Below are 14,701 nucleotides of genomic sequence, written 5' to 3' on the forward strand. Positions count from 1 at the left end.
CTATGATTATATTTACATAATTATAGAAAAGAAAGGGGTATTTTCTATGGAAGATACGTCTGAAAATACAGAAAATCTATTGAAGGAAGAATCGTCAAAACATATATGTATAGGCATTCTGGCCCACGTGGATGCAGGAAAAACTACATTGTCAGAAGGTATGCTTTATGTAAGCGGGAGTATCCGCAGTCCCGGCCGGGTGGATCACAAAAATGCGTTTCTGGATACTTATGAGCTGGAGCGTGCGCGGGGAATTACCATATTTTCTAAACAGGCGGTTTTTTCCTGGAAGGATTTGGGAATAACCTTGTTAGATACTCCCGGGCACGTTGATTTTTCGGCGGAAATGGAACGTACCCTGCAGGTGTTGGATTATGCAGTGCTTGTAATCAGCGGCACTGACGGTGTACAGGGACATACAGTGACTCTGTGGAGGCTTTTACGGCAGTACAGGATTCCGGTATTCCTCTTTATTAATAAAATGGATCAGGAGGGAACATGCCGGGAATCTATAATGAAGGAACTGAAGAAGCGCCTGGATGAAGGGTGTATAGATTTTTCTTCAGCCTCGGATGTGGACTATAAGGATGCAGAGTGGTTGGAGAACTTGGCAGTGTGTGATGAGAGGCTGCTGGAGGAATATTTAGAGGCAGGGGATATATGCCGGGAATCTGTAGCCAGCGGGATTTATGAGAGAAAAATATTCCCCTGTTACTTTGGCTCTGCACTCCGGGCGGAAGGGGTGGAAGAACTGCTGGAAGGGATGAGGCAGTTTACCTGGACTCCATATCAATCCTATATAAAGGGTGAGGGGGGCGCCTGTAAAACAGAGGAGGGCGTATTCGATTTAAGCAGAGGGCCCTTTAAGGCAAAGGTATATAAAATTTCCAGGGACGAGCATGGGATCAGGCTTACTTATTTAAAGGTAACTGGCGGGATGCTTAAAGTAAAGGATATCCTGCCTGGAATTGAGGAAAAGGTAAACGAGATCCGGATTTATTCTGGGGCCAAATATGAATCTGTGAGGGAAGTTGGGACAGGGGGAATCTGTGCTGTGACAGGGCCTGCCTCCACCTATCCTGGACAGGGCCTTGGAGGGGAAAAGAGTACGGATATGTTTGTGCTGGAGCCTGTCCTTACATACCAGATTAAGCTGCCGGAAGGATGCGATGTACATAAAATGCTGGGGAATTTAAGGGAGCTGGAGGAGGAAGAGCCGCAGCTTCATATTGTGTGGGAAGAAAAGTTGGGGGAGATACATGCCCAGTTGATGGGAGAGGTACAGACTGAGATCTTAAAAGAAATCATATGGGAAAGGTTTGGAATCCGTGTAGAGTTTGGGCCTGGTAATATTGTTTATAAAGAAACCATACAAAATACTGTGGAAGGCGTGGGGCACTTTGAACCTCTGCGCCATTATGCGGAGGTGCATCTGCTGCTGGAGCCGGGGGAGCCTGGGACAGGCCTGCAGTTTACCTCTGCCTGCAGTGAAGACATGCTGGATGGAAACTGGCAGCATCTGATTCTTACACATTTGGAGGAAAAAGAACACAAAGGGGTACTGACAGGTTCGCCTGTCACGGATATGAAGATCACACTGGTTTCCGGGAGGGCCCATCTGAAACATACGGAGGGCGGAGATTTCAGGCAGGCAACCTACCGGGCAGTGAGGCAGGGACTGAAAAAGGCAAAAAGTATTGTGCTGGAGCCTTATTATGAATTCCGTCTGGAAGTGCCTTCTGCCAATATAGGCAGAGCGATGTCAGATATCCAGAAAATGCAGGGAAGTTTTGGGCAGCCTTCTGTGGAGGGGGAATTATCTATCCTCAATGGGAGGGCGCCTGTATCAGAAATGAGCGGCTATCAGACCGAATTACTCTCTTATACTGGAGGCCAGGGAAGGATGTTCTGCAGTCTGAAGGGGTATGAACCCTGCCATAACCAGGAAGAAGTTATAGAGATCATGGGATATGATTCAGAGTCAGACCTGGAGAATCCTACAGGGTCGGTATTCTGTGCCCACGGGGCAGGATTTGTTGTAAAGTGGGATCAGGTAGAGGAATACATGCATATGGAAAGCAGTCTTCCTTTAGCAGGTGCAGAGTATGACGGCCAGGGCCCTGAGGCCAGGCAGCCTGCCGCTGTATCCAGGATAGAGCTGACACAGGAGGAGTTGGACGCCATCTATGTGCGGACTCCAGATCCAGTGAAGAAGAATATGAATACCCATCCAATCACTGTACAGGCTGCCGCAGGGGATGGGGAGCATGGAAATATGAAAAGTGGGACTGGGGATCGGAGAAAGCAGGGCCAGGAGGAATACCTTCTGGTTGACGGATATAATATTATTTTTGCGTGGGATGACCTTAAGCAGCTGGCCGATACGAATATAGAGGCAGCCAGAGATAAACTGATGGATATTTTATGTAATTACCAAGGATATAAAAAATGTACAGTAATCCTTGTGTTCGATGCATACAAGGTAGAAGGGAACCCAGGAGAAGTGTTGAAATATCACAATATTCATGTGGTCTATACAAAGGAGGCCGAGACAGCGGATCAATATATTGAGAAAACAGTCCGCAGGATAGGCAGGAAGTATAGTGTTACTGTAGCCACATCAGATGCCCTGGAGCAGGTGATTATTCTGGGCCAAGGAGCACTGAGGGTTTCTGCAGATGGGCTGAGGGAAGAGATAGAGCTTATGCTCAGGGAGATTAGGAGCGAGTTCTTGCAGGGAACCCAGGAGGGGAAAAATTATTTGTTTGATTATGCCGGGGAAGAACTTGCAGAATCTTTGGAAAGCCTGCGTCTGGGGGAGGGCGTATAGCTTATATTCCGGGCATACTTAAGAAAAGGAAGGAGAAAGCATTTTGCTTACGATAAATAAATATGTGAGAGCCAATTCCCTGGAAGAAGCCTATGAACTGAATCAGGCCAGAAATGCCAGGGTTATGGGCGGTATGATGTGGATGAGGCTGGGAAATGCCAAGGTTAATACAGTGATAGATTTATCTGGACTGGGCCTGGATCAGATAGAAGAGACAGAGCATGTGTTCAGAATAGGCGCTATGTGTACTCTGAGGCAGCTGGAGGCTCATGAGGGCCTGCGTATGATGTATGGGGATGGGGTGGCAGAATCGGTAAGGCATATTGTTGGTGTGCAGTTCAGAAACCAGGCTACCGTTGGAGGCAGTATTTATGGGAGATTCGGGTTTTCTGATGTGCTGACCTGCCTGCTGGCCCTGGATACATTTGTGGAACTATATAACGGTGGGACCATCCGCCTGTCCGAATTTGTAAAACGGAAGAAGGATAAGGATATCCTTGTTTCTATTATTATACGTAAGAGTGACAGGAAACTCCGGTACTCCTCTATCCGGCAGACAAAGACAGATTTCCCGGTGCTGGCCTGTGCAGTTGTGGCCGGGCCTGTCCATGGGAAGGAGACCTGGTATTTTTCCGTAGGAGCCAGGCCGATGAAGGCGGAGATATTAGAAAAGCCGTGGGAGATTCCCGGAGATATTACAGACCAGCAATTGAGGGCGTATGCGGCAGAGGCGGCGGGCGGCTTTCATTATGGATCTAACATGCGTGGCAGTGCGAAGTACCGCAGAGAACTGGCAGAGATTTTGATTCTGCGCTCCATGCGTTCTATGATAGAGGAGGGGCGGTAAAATGGATGTGGGATTTATTCTAAATGGGAAACAAGTATCAGTTGAGGCAAAAGGAGACACAATTCTTCTGGATGTACTGCGCCAGTTGGGGTGCCATAGTGTGAAATGTGGCTGTGAAACGACAAACTGCGGCCTTTGCACTGTCTGGATTGACGGAAAATCCCGCCTTTCCTGTTCCATCCTGGCGGCAAGCGCTGAGGGAAGAGAGATTACCACCCTGGAGGGCGTACAGGAGGAAGCGGAAGAGTTTGGCAGGTTTCTGGCAAATGAAGGGGCGGAACAATGTGGATTTTGTTCTCCGGGATTCATTATGAATGTCTTAGCCATGATGCGGGAGCTGGAGAGTCCAGGCAAAGAAGAGATCAAGGCTTATCTGGCTGGCAATTTATGTAGGTGCACAGGCTATATGGGGCAGCTGCGTGCCATTGAGAAATATATCCAGCATAAGAAGGAGGTGCAGGCATGAGAGTTGTGAACCAACCCGTTCCAAAGGTAGATTATGAAGCCCTGGTGACAGGGAAGGGCGTTTACACAGACGATCTTGCCCCTGCAGACTGCCTGATCGTAAAGGTGCTCAGAAGTCCCCATGCACACGCCCTGATAAAAGATATCCAAGTGTCCAGGGCTGAGGCAGTGCCGGGAATTGAATGTGTCCTTACTTATAAAGACTGCCCTGATAAGCGTTTTACTATGGCAGGGCAGACGTATCCAGAGCCAAGTCCTTATGACAGGCTGATTCTGGATCAGCGTATGCGGTTTGCAGGGGATGCAGCCGCGGTAGTGGCGGGTTCCAGCAAAGAAGCAGTTGACAGGGCGCTTAAATTGATTAAGGTCAAGTACGAGGTGCTTGAGCCGGTGCTGGATTTCAGGAAAGCTAAGGATAATCCCATTCTTGTACATCCCGAGGATAATTGGAGGAGCCTGTGCCCGGTAGGCGCAGATAATAAGAGGAACCTCTGTGCCCATGAGGAGGATTCCTCAGGGGACATTGAGTCGGTTCTTGCCGCCTGTGCCCATGTGGTTGACAGGGTTTACCACACAAAGGCGAACCAGCAGGCGATGATGGAGACGTTCCGTACCTTTACATATCTGGACACATATGGCCGGCTGAATATTGTTTCTTCTACACAGGTGCCCTTCCATGTACGGCGCATTCTGGCAACGGCGCTGGATATACCAAAGTCCAAGGTGCGGGTTTTAAAACCGAGAATCGGCGGGGGGTTTGGCGCAAAACAGACTGTGGTGGCAGAAGTGTATCCGGCCCTGGTGACATGGAAGACAGGCAAGCCGGCTAAGATTATCTACACAAGAGAAGAGTCCTTTATTGCTTCTTCCCCACGCCATGAAATGGAAGTTCATGTACGTGTGGGCGCTGACAGTGAAGGGATTATTAAAGGAATCGATGTCTATACGCTGTCCAATACAGGGGCGTTCGGGGAACATGGCCCCACAACCGTGGGCCTGTCGGGGCATAAGTCTATTCCTCTGTATGGCAGGGCAGAGGCATTTAGGTTTGTATATGATGTTGTGTACACCAATGTAATGTCTGCCGGGGCATACCGGGGATATGGGGCAACCCAGGGAATCTTTGCAGTAGAGTCGGCTGTCAATGAACTGGCGGGAAAGCTGGGTATGGATCCTACAGTGCTCCGGGAGAAAAATATGGTAAGGGAAGGCCAGCAGATGCCCGCTTACTACGGAGAGACCGCTAATAGCTGTGCCCTGGACCGCTGCCTGAAACGCGCCAAAGAGATGATTGGCTGGGACAGTAAATATCCCCGGAGGGACATGGGGAATGGAAAAGTCAGGGGCATCGGCGTGGCCATGGCGATGCAGGGTTCCGGGATTTCGGCAGTGGATACTGCTTCCGTAAGCCTTAAAGTCAATGATGACGGATTTTACAGCCTTTTGATCGGAGCCACGGACATGGGAACAGGCTGTGATACGATTCTGGCCCAGATGGCTGCAGAATGCCTGGACTGTGAGATGGGGGATATTGTGGTGCATGGGGTCGATACAGATACCTCCCCTTATGATTGTGGCTCCTATGCTTCAAGTACCACCTATGTGACAGGGATGGCTGTGGTGAAAACCTGTGAGACATTGCGGGGGAAAATCTGTCAGGCAGGGGCCAGGTATCTGGGATGTGATACAGAGGATGTGGAGTTTGACGGAGACAAAGTGATTAACCTGAAAACAGGGGAATGTATTACAAGGGCAGATATTGGGAACCGGGCCATGTGCAATAATGAGGAGGCACTGTATGCCAGTGAGGCATTCACCTCCCCTATTTCCCCTCCTCCTTTTATGGCGGGAATTGCAGAGGTAGAGATAGATACAGAGACTGGAGGGATTGAACTGATAGATTATGCGGCAGCGGTTGACTGCGGGACTGTTGTAAATCCTAACCTGGCCAGAGTACAGACAGAAGGAGGGATTGCCCAGGGAATTGGCATGGCTCTCTATGAAGATATTGTGTACAGTAAAAAGGGAAAGAATTACAGCAATTCCTTTATGCAGTATAAAATTCCGAGCCGCCTGGATGTAGGCGCTATCCGGGTAGAATTTGAGAGCAGCTATGAACCGACAGGCCCCTTTGGAGCAAAATCTATAGGGGAGATTGTGATTAATACGCCCCCGCCTGCTATTACAAATGCAATCTGGAATGCAACAGGCGTCCAGATCCGTGAATTGCCTGCCACAGTAGAAAAAATATTCTGGGGCCTTAAAGGGAAATAGCATAATAGAGCTGGGCGCGCAGGAAAAAGGACTGATGCAGAATGTAAAAATACATCTGGCATCAGTCCTTATACATTTAAAAAGGTATTCTTAATTCTGCAAAAGTTTCTTCTGATAGGCCAGCCGCTGGCTCCCGTCTGCCACATAAATAATCCCGCAATATGAAAATCCATTCTTATCCAGCAGGTGCTGCATAACTATATTATCTCTGTGGGTATCAATCCTTAAGTTCCCGCATTGCCTGAGTGCCCAGGCGATACAGAAAGAGGCGGCTCCTTTTAGGGCGCCGTTGGAGGTGATTCTATGTACGGCTCCATAGGGGGAATCATCCAGCCATTGGCCTTCATAGATTTTTGCATAGGTATCATCCCGGCCTTCTCTGTAATAAAAAGTTGCCGCAATCTTGCCGCTGTCCTGGCAGACATAGCTGTTTCCTTCCTCAATATCCTGGGCCACCAGTGCTTTTGGAGGGTAGGAATTACCCCACTGTAAAGGATTGCCGTGGACTGCCATAAATGATCTGGCATCTTCGTACATTTTTAAAATCGTGTCCAGATCAGCCAGAGTTGATTTTCTAATCTGCATAGTTAAAATCACCTTTCAACATAATAAATATTATTTTGTAGTTATATCCCGCCTTATTCATAGGGAGGCAGAACAGAGAAAAAGAAAATGCCGTGCCCGTGATGTGTTCTCAAGTAAATGTGGACTGCATTAGAACGATCTGCCTGGTAAATAAACCCACTATGAGGGTTAGAAGTATGCATATGTTTGGCAGGAGGGTATACTTCTATTTTATATGGAAATAAATCGTTAGGCAATTAGATAAAATAATGAAAATATGAGTCCTTTATGCTTGAAAATCCGTCTATTTAATGTAAGATAGAAGTATATCCTGGGAAATCAGGTGGGAATTGCAGGGATAGATTACTTATGAGGAGGGCACTGACAATGAAAGGCAGAAAAATACTGATACTTGTACTGGGGATCCTGGCGGGTTCTCTGCTATGTATTTACTTAGCGGTTTCTGTTTACTTTATGTCACACTTTTATTATGGAACGGAAATAAACGGGATTAATTTTTCTATGAAAACGATAAAAGAGGCAGAGGGGTACTTTGAAGAGCAGGTGGGGGAATATGTGATGACTATCCGCACGAAGGAAGGGTAGGAAGAGAACATAGCGGGGAAAGAGCTTTCTATGAGATATAAAAAGAGCGGGGAGCTAAAGGGGGCGCTGGAAAAGCAGAATGCTTTTTTGTGGCCGTCTATGTTCGGGAAGGAAAATAATATTACAATCAAGACAGGGGTCGACATAGATGAAGTGTTGCTGAATCAAAAGATAGAGGCTTTGGACTGTTACAAAAACGAAGGGAAAACAGATCCCGAAAATGCGAGGCCTGAATTTGACGGCGACAGGTTTGTGGTACGGCCGGAAGTACTTGGGACGAAAGTAAACCAGGAACAAATGAAGGCTAAAGTAAAAGAAAAGGTTCAAAATCTTCAGGCAGATTTGGATCTGGAAGACGAGGGGTGCTACCAGAGGCCTGCGTTCACTTCTGAGTCCAGTGAAGTAAAAGCGGCATGTGATGTGATGAACCAATATTGTAATGCTAATATCACATATGATATGCCCCCTCAGAAGGATGTGGTAGATAAGAGCCTGATCTCCACTTGGCTTTCTTGTGACGAAAACATGAATGTTGTATTTCAGGAGGATATGGTGCGTGCATATATGGCTGAATTTGCGGCAAAATATGAAAGCCTGAATAAAACAAGGACGTTGACAACCCCTGCGGGGAAAGTGGCGGAGGTGAGCGGCGGGACATATGGCTGGGCCATTGATGAAGCTACAGAGGCGGAAGCCCTGATTGCTTCCATAAAAGCCGGGGAAACTGTCACAAAGGAACCTGTATATGAGCAGAGAGCGGCTGTGCATGGAGAGCAGGACTGGGGGACTACGTATATTGAGGTGGATTTAAGTGCACAGTATATGTGGTATATTTCTGAGGGGAATGTGATGCTGGAGACTCCGGTTGTCACGGGGAAACCTTATGAACATTCTACTCCTGCCGGGGTTTATGATATTTTACTTATGTCACTGGATACAACTTTAGTGGGGAATATTGTGCCGGAAACAGGAAAGCCGGAATACAGGACGCCTGTGTCCTACTGGATGCAGGTGACCTGGGGAGGGGTAGGTTTCCACGATGCTACATGGCAGCCTGCGTTTGGGGGAGACCTGTATTGGAGTATTGGATCCCACGGCTGTATCAATATGCCTCTGGATATGGCAGGCTCCCTGTATAGTATGATTTCAGCCGATACCCCTGTTGTCATGCACTATTAGAATATCTAAGGTGTGGCCTTGGAGTATACGGCATTGTATAAAATTGGGTACAATGAGAGTAATGATATCTATTATCAATTAAAATCTTGTTTTTTCTATTATGTGATGATATACTGTGCGTGTAAAAAAGATATACCTGATTTCACCACAAGGAGGATGATATAAAATGGCACAGTATGAACAATGGGAAGGTTTTAAAGGCAGGCTCTGGAAAGACGATGTAAATGTCCGGGACTTTATCCAGAATAATTATACAGTATATGACGGCAATGAAAGTTTCCTGGCAGAACCTTCTGAGGCTACAAAGAAATTGTGGGGGAGACTAAAAGAACTCCAGAAAGAGGAGCGGGCCAAAGGCGGAGTCCTGGATATGGAGACTGAGGTTGTATCCGGCCTGACTGCGTATGGCCCCGGTTATATTGACGAAGGGATGAAGGACCTGGAAAAGGTAGTGGGACTCCAGACAGATAAACCTTTGAAAAGAGCATTCATGCCATATGGCGGAATCAATATGGCGGAGCAGGCATGCAGGACTTACGGATATGAACCCAGCAAAGAACTGCACGATATTTTTACAAAATATCACAAGACCCATAACCAGGGAGTTTTTGATATTTATACACCTGAGATGAAGCGTGCGCGGCATAATAAGATTATTACAGGACTTCCAGATACTTACGGAAGAGGAAGGATTGTGGGAGATTACCGCCGTGTGGCACTTTATGGGGTGGACCATTTAATCGAAAAGAAGATGGAAGATTTCGATGAGACAGAACGTCATGGGATGAAAGGTACGGACTTTAGGCTCAGGGAAGAGGTGGCCGACCAGCTGAAAGCGCTCCATGGAATGAAGGAAATGGCAGCTGTTTATGGATATGATATCTCAAAACCAGCAAAAGATGCTGCAGAAGCAGTTCAATGGCTGTATTTTGGATACTTGGCGGCAATTAAAACACAGAATGGGGCTGCCATGAGTGTGGGCCGGATTTCTACTTTCCTGGATATTTACATCCAGAGAGATATGGATAGGGGTATCCTTACAGAGGAACAGGCACAGGAGTTGATTGACCATATTGTTATGAAGTTCAGGATGGTGAAATTTGCTAGAATACCTTCTTACAATGAACTTTTTTCAGGCGATCCCGTTTGGGCCACATTAGAGGTAGCTGGACTGGGACAGGATGGGCGGTCTATGGTGACAAAGAATGACTTCCGGTTCCTTCACACCCTTGAGAATATGGGGCCGTCTCCAGAACCGAACCTTACAGTTCTGTATTCCTCCCGCCTGCCAGAGACATTTAAGAAGTATGCCTCACATATTTCTATTACCACAAGTTCCATTCAGTATGAAAATGATGATGTCATGCGCCCGGTTTGGGGAGATGATTATTCTATCTGCTGCTGTGTGTCTGCTACCCAGACAGGTAAGGAAATCCAGTTCTTTGGGGCCCGGGCCAATTTAGCAAAATGCCTGCTGTATGCAGTCAATGGCGGTGTGGACAGCAGGACAGGAGAGCAGGTAGGGCCTGCTTATAAACCAGTTACTTCTGAATATCTGGACTTTGATGAGGTGATGGACAAATATGACAAGATGATGGATTGGCTGTCCAAATTATATGTAGATACGCTAAATATGATCCATTATATGCATGACAAGTATTACTATGAGGCTGCAGAGATGGCTCTCATCGACACAGATGTGAGAAGAACCTTTGCAACAGGGATCGCAGGATTTTCTCATGTAGTTGACTCACTGAGCGCTATAAAATATGCTAAGGTAAAAGTAATCCGCGATGAGAGTGGGCTTGCCGTGGACTATGAGACGGAAGGGGATTTCCCCAGATATGGCAATGACGATGACCGGGCCGACGAGATTGCAGTATGGCTTTTGAAAACATTTATGGGAAAATTAAAGAAATGCCATACTTATAGAAATTCTGAGCCTACAACATCTATCCTGACAATCACATCTAATGTAGTATATGGGAAAGCAACGGGATCGCTTCCAGATGGAAGAAAGGCAGGGGAGCCGCTGGCGCCAGGAGCGAATCCATCCTACGGCGCAGAAAAGAATGGTTTGCTGGCATCTTTGAATTCTGTTGCGAAGCTGCCCTATGAGGAGGCATTGGACGGTATTTCTAATACCCAGACAATTAATCCAGGAGCTCTGGGACATGATGGGCAGGAGCGTATTGATAATCTCACTCATGTGCTGGACGGCTATTTTGATCAGGGGGCCCATCATCTGAATGTGAACGTTTTTGGGAAAGAAAAGCTGATTGATGCAATGGAACACCCGGAGAAAGAGGAGTACGCAAACTTTACGATCCGTGTTTCTGGCTATGCAGTTAAGTTTATTGACCTTACCCGGGAGCAGCAGATGGATGTGATTTCCAGAACCTGCCATGCAAGTATGTAGCCGGAATCAGGGAAAGCAGCAGAGATATAACAGCGGATAAGAGCAGTAGGGGGATCCTTTAAGTATACCTTCTCCTGGCAGATATGATCTCTTAACAGGAGTGGATGTCTGCCGGATAGCCAGGTATGGGATAAGGGTTCCCCTTTCCATGCGGTCTGTGAATTAGGAGGGAAATAATGACGGAGGAAAAAGATAGGAGAGGGTATATTCATTCTCTGGAAAGCTTTGGTTCTGTAGACGGCCCCGGAGTACGGTTTTTAGTTTTTATGGGCGGCTGTGCTATGAGGTGCCAGTTCTGCCATAATCCTGATACCTGGAATATGAAGGCCGGCTCTCTATATACGGCGGAAGAGCTGCTTGCCCAGGCGAAAAAATACCGGGCCTATTGGGGGGCAAAAGGAGGCATTACTGTAAGCGGAGGCGAGCCGCTTCTGCAGATAGATTTTTTGACAGAGTTTTTTGCTTTGGCCAAGGCCGAAGGAATCCATACAGTGTTGGACACAAGTGGAAATCCATTTACGTATGAGGAACCATTCTGGGGAAAGTTTCAGAACTTGATGAAATATACAGATTTAATACTTTTGGATATAAAGCATATTGATAACGAAAAACACCGGGAATTGACAGGGTGCCGTAATACAAATATTTTAGAGATGGCCAAATACCTGTCAGACATAAAGAAACCGGTATGGATAAGGCATGTGCTGGTTCCGGGTTTAAGTGACAAAGACGAATATCTGGTTAGGCTTAGCCGTTTTATCCAAACATTAAATAATGTTGAGAAAGTGGAAGTACTCCCATACCATACCCTTGGGGCATATAAATGGAAAGAACTGGGGATGGAGTATCCATTGGAGGGAGTAGAGCCGCCGACAGAAGAACGCATTACCAATGCAGAAAGAATTCTGGGGGTGCGGGGTTAATAGTGGGGTCAGTCCCTTTTGTAAAAGGGACTGACCCTTTTGTCATCCATTTTCAGAATATTCTGAAAAATGTATTCCGGCCATGATTCTGCATAATTTTCCCAGTCCAGCACATCCTATCTGGGAGGTGAGCAAAATGGTGAGAAAATCCTTATGGGATATGACTGCTTCTGCCAGGGAAAGGGAACCTCTGGCGGGAGATATCAGTGTGAATACTGTGGTGATAGGGGCTGGAATGGCAGGAATCCTGACAGCCCATATGCTAGAGCAGGCGGGAGTGTCCTGTGTGGTACTGGAGGCAGGCAGAATCGGGGGAGGGCAGACGGGCCATACGACAGCAAAGATTACTTCCCAGCATGGCATGATTTATGACAGGCTGCTCCAAAGTGTAGGTAGTAAGATGGCAGGGCAGTATGCAGGGGCGAATCAGGAGGCCATAGAGAGATACAGAATTCTGGCTGAAAAGTATGGTATAGACTGCCAGTGGCAGGACTGCCCGGCCTGTCTGTACACAACAGAAAATACAAGGGCGCTTTGCAGGGAGTATGAGGCGGCCAGAAGGCTTGGACTGCCTGTAAAATATAAGGAGTCAGCCAGACTCCCCTTTCCGGTTAAGGGCGTGTTAGAGTTTAGCGGGCAGGCTTGTTTTCATCCTTTAAAATTTCTTTACAAGATTGCGGAGGATTTGCAGGTATATGAACATACAAAGGTAAAGCATGTGAAAAACAAACATGTGCTGACAGATAAAGGAACGGTCAAAGCACAGAATATAGTATTTGCATGCCATTATCCTTTTGTAAATGTGCCGGGTTACTACTTTATGAGGATGCACCAGGAGAGAAGCTATGTCATGGCTGTAAAAAATGCCGAGGCCCTGGACGGCATGTATTATGGGATAGATAGAGATGGACTTTCCTTTCGGAATATGGGGGACTACTTGCTGCTTGGAGGCGGAGGAGGCAGGACGGGACAGCAGCCTGCAGAAAGTCCTTATGAATATTTAGGGCGTATGGCCGATTTGTACTGGCCTGGATGTGAGGAAGCCGCCTGCTGGTCTGCGCAAGACTGTATGTCCCTGGATGGAATCCCTTATATTGGACGTTTCAGCCGTATACGGCCAAATTGGTATGTGGCAACTGGATTTGGGAAATGGGGCATGACAGGATCTATGGTTTCGGCTATGATCATCAGCAGTTATATTTGTGGCAGGGAATGCACCTATGGAGATGTATTTTCTCCCCAACGGCTTAATATTTCGGCCTCAGTAGGAAATTTCTTTGAAAATATAGGATATGCAGCTGCAGGATTTTTCAGGCAGGCAATGTGGATACCACGAGACAAAATCAAGCCATTGCATCCAGGGCAAGGTGCAGTGGTTGGATATAAGGGCAGAAAGTACGGAGTGTACAAAGAGCCATCGGGAAATGTTTATATGGTGCCGGCCAGGTGCCCACATTTAGGCTGCCTGCTTAAGTGGAACAATGCAGAGAAAAGCTGGGACTGCCCTTGCCATGGCTCCCGTTTCGATTACAGGGGCAGGCGGCTGGATGAACCCTCCCAGGAGGATATTCCATGCAGGGTACTGAAGCGGTAAATAGTATAGAAAGAGGATAGGGAGATGAATAAAGAATATTTTCATGGCATAGGAAAGCACTACCCTTATTTTGAGGGCTGGTATTTAAAGCATCAGAGTAAAGGCAGGACAATCGCATTTATTCCCGCTGTACACGCAGATGCCCGGGGAAGGTGGACTGCCTCTATTCAGGTCATTGAGGATCATGGTGCATGGAATTTTGAGTATCCTATAGAGGCGTGCAAAATAAACAGAAGCCACTTTTATGTAAATATAGGGGGAAATATATTTTCGGAAAAAGGAATTTCTGTGGATCTGTCAGGCGGAAAGCCTATATCTGGAAGCAGACATTCCCAGGGAGCCAGGATTAGGGGAAAATTGCGTTTTGGGGAATTCCACGGAATCAATGGGGATATTATGGGATTTTTTAGATTTTTTCCCTTCCTTCAATGCAGCCATGGCATTTTAAGTATGTCCCACAGTCTGGCAGGCAGCCTGGAAATCAATGGGGAAAAAGCTGTATTTAGCGGAGGATATGGGTATGTCGAGTCAGACTGGGGAGAATCCTTTCCCCGGACATATTTATGGAGCCAGTGTGGGTTTGGGGCTGCCTGCCAAAATAGCATTATGGCGGCTGTGGCTGATGTCCCAATTCTTGGGGTTCCCCTAAAAGGGTGTATTTGTGCTATCCACTACAGAGGCCGGGAATACAGGCTGGCAACATACCGCGGCGGACGGATCCTAGATTACGGGAAAGGCGTCATGACGGTCAGGCAAGATAAATATATGCTTAGGATCTGCAGGACAGAGGAAAAGGGGTTTGCCCTTCATGCACCTCACAGAGGGGTGATGAGCCGGATGATTAAGGAGAATCCTGCCTGCCCAGTGCGGTACCAGCTTTGGGAAAACGGAAAAGAGATATTTGATTTTATCTCCAGCCAGGCATCCTTTGAGCAGGTAATTTAATATGCTTTCAGGGTGTACACAAGGAGGCTTTACTGTTATACTGATAATGCATTTT

The 14,701-nt window shown here is 47.1% G+C and carries 11 protein-coding genes; 10 read left to right on the top strand and 1 reads right to left on the bottom strand.

The genetic code is table 11. The features are described from left to right. Nucleotides 1-46 precede the first annotated feature (46 nt). From EFA47_RS03000 to EFA47_RS03015, 4 genes are read left to right on the top strand one after another with little or no spacing between them, the layout of a single operon-like run. The gene (locus tag EFA47_RS03000; RefSeq protein ID WP_122641948.1) at nt 47-2,830 is read left to right on the top strand and encodes a translation factor GTPase family protein; all 2,784 of its coding nucleotides are present in this window, start codon (nt 47-49) and stop codon (nt 2,828-2,830) included. 43 nt (nt 2,831-2,873) lie between these two features. After that, nucleotides 2,874-3,677: an FAD binding domain-containing protein gene (locus EFA47_RS03005; RefSeq protein WP_122641949.1), complete on the top strand. Its 804-nt coding sequence runs from the start codon at nt 2,874-2,876 to the stop codon at nt 3,675-3,677. Nucleotide 3,678: 1 nt separating this feature from the next. Continuing rightward, nucleotides 3,679-4,143: a (2Fe-2S)-binding protein gene (locus EFA47_RS03010; RefSeq protein ID WP_122641950.1), complete on the top strand. Its 465-nt coding sequence runs from the start codon at nt 3,679-3,681 to the stop codon at nt 4,141-4,143. Further along, nucleotides 4,140-6,416, top strand: coding sequence for a xanthine dehydrogenase family protein molybdopterin-binding subunit (locus tag EFA47_RS03015; RefSeq protein WP_122641951.1), 2,277 nt, complete (start codon nt 4,140-4,142; stop codon nt 6,414-6,416). Before EFA47_RS03010 ends, EFA47_RS03015 begins: the two co-directional genes overlap by 4 nt. Before the next feature lie 90 nt (nt 6,417-6,506). Here the strand turns inward: EFA47_RS03015 and EFA47_RS03020 are convergent, their stop codons facing one another. Continuing rightward, nucleotides 6,507-7,001 carry a GNAT family N-acetyltransferase gene (locus tag EFA47_RS03020; RefSeq protein ID WP_122641952.1) on the bottom strand — a complete coding sequence of 165 codons (495 nt, stop codon included), beginning with the start codon at nt 6,999-7,001 and terminating at the stop codon, nt 6,507-6,509. Between the two features lie 366 nt (nt 7,002-7,367). Here EFA47_RS03020 and EFA47_RS20110 point away from each other — a divergent pair, with 366 nt between their 5' ends. The 6 genes from EFA47_RS20110 (at nt 7,368) to EFA47_RS03045 (ending at nt 14,646) form a co-directional block, all read left to right on the top strand. After that, a complete protein-coding gene (locus EFA47_RS20110) occupies nt 7,368-7,586 on the top strand; it encodes a hypothetical protein (protein WP_235853197.1) in 219 nt (72 codons plus the stop codon). Between the two features lie 30 nt (nt 7,587-7,616). Then, nucleotides 7,617-8,765: a L,D-transpeptidase family protein gene (locus tag EFA47_RS03025; RefSeq protein WP_235853198.1), complete on the top strand. Its 1,149-nt coding sequence runs from the start codon at nt 7,617-7,619 to the stop codon at nt 8,763-8,765. 166 nt (nt 8,766-8,931) lie between these two features. Further along, entirely contained in the window at nt 8,932-11,184 is a 2,253-nt protein-coding gene (pflB, locus tag EFA47_RS03030; RefSeq protein ID WP_122641953.1) for a formate C-acetyltransferase, read from the top strand. 176 nt (nt 11,185-11,360) lie between these two features. Then, nucleotides 11,361-12,107, top strand: a complete 747-nt coding sequence (pflA, locus tag EFA47_RS03035) for a pyruvate formate-lyase-activating protein (protein ID WP_122641954.1) — start codon at nt 11,361-11,363, stop codon at nt 12,105-12,107. 136 nt (nt 12,108-12,243) lie between these two features. Continuing rightward, on the top strand, nt 12,244-13,701 hold the full coding sequence (locus EFA47_RS03040; RefSeq protein ID WP_122641955.1) for an FAD-dependent oxidoreductase: 1,458 nt from the start codon (nt 12,244-12,246) through the stop codon (nt 13,699-13,701). Nucleotides 13,702-13,725: 24 nt separating this feature from the next. Continuing rightward, on the top strand, nt 13,726-14,646 hold the full coding sequence (locus EFA47_RS03045) for a tocopherol cyclase family protein (protein ID WP_122641956.1): 921 nt from the start codon (nt 13,726-13,728) through the stop codon (nt 14,644-14,646). The last annotated feature ends 55 nt before the right edge of the window (nt 14,647-14,701 follow it).

The sequence above is a fragment of the Luxibacter massiliensis genome, assembly GCF_900604355.1.
GTDB lineage: Bacteria > Bacillota > Clostridia > Lachnospirales > Lachnospiraceae > Luxibacter > Luxibacter massiliensis.

Bases quoted from the DNA above. Each gene is read 5' to 3' on its own strand.
- EFA47_RS03025 (WP_235853198.1), top strand. From the start codon at position 7,617: ATGAGATATAAAAAGAGCGGGGAGCTAAAGGGGGCGCTGGAAAAGCAG.
- EFA47_RS03020 (WP_122641952.1), bottom strand. From the start codon at position 7,001: ATGCAGATTAGAAAATCAACTCTGGCTGATCTGGACACGATTTTAAAA.
- EFA47_RS03010 (WP_122641950.1), top strand. From the start codon at position 3,679: ATGGATGTGGGATTTATTCTAAATGGGAAACAAGTATCAGTTGAGGCA.
- EFA47_RS03040 (WP_122641955.1), top strand. From the start codon at position 12,244: ATGGTGAGAAAATCCTTATGGGATATGACTGCTTCTGCCAGGGAAAGG.
- EFA47_RS03045 (WP_122641956.1), top strand. From the start codon at position 13,726: ATGAATAAAGAATATTTTCATGGCATAGGAAAGCACTACCCTTATTTT.
- EFA47_RS20110 (WP_235853197.1), top strand. From the start codon at position 7,368: ATGAAAGGCAGAAAAATACTGATACTTGTACTGGGGATCCTGGCGGGT.
- EFA47_RS03000 (WP_122641948.1), top strand. From the start codon at position 47: ATGGAAGATACGTCTGAAAATACAGAAAATCTATTGAAGGAAGAATCG.
- EFA47_RS03015 (WP_122641951.1), top strand. From the start codon at position 4,140: ATGAGAGTTGTGAACCAACCCGTTCCAAAGGTAGATTATGAAGCCCTG.
- pflA (WP_122641954.1), top strand. From the start codon at position 11,361: ATGACGGAGGAAAAAGATAGGAGAGGGTATATTCATTCTCTGGAAAGC.
- pflB (WP_122641953.1), top strand. From the start codon at position 8,932: ATGGCACAGTATGAACAATGGGAAGGTTTTAAAGGCAGGCTCTGGAAA.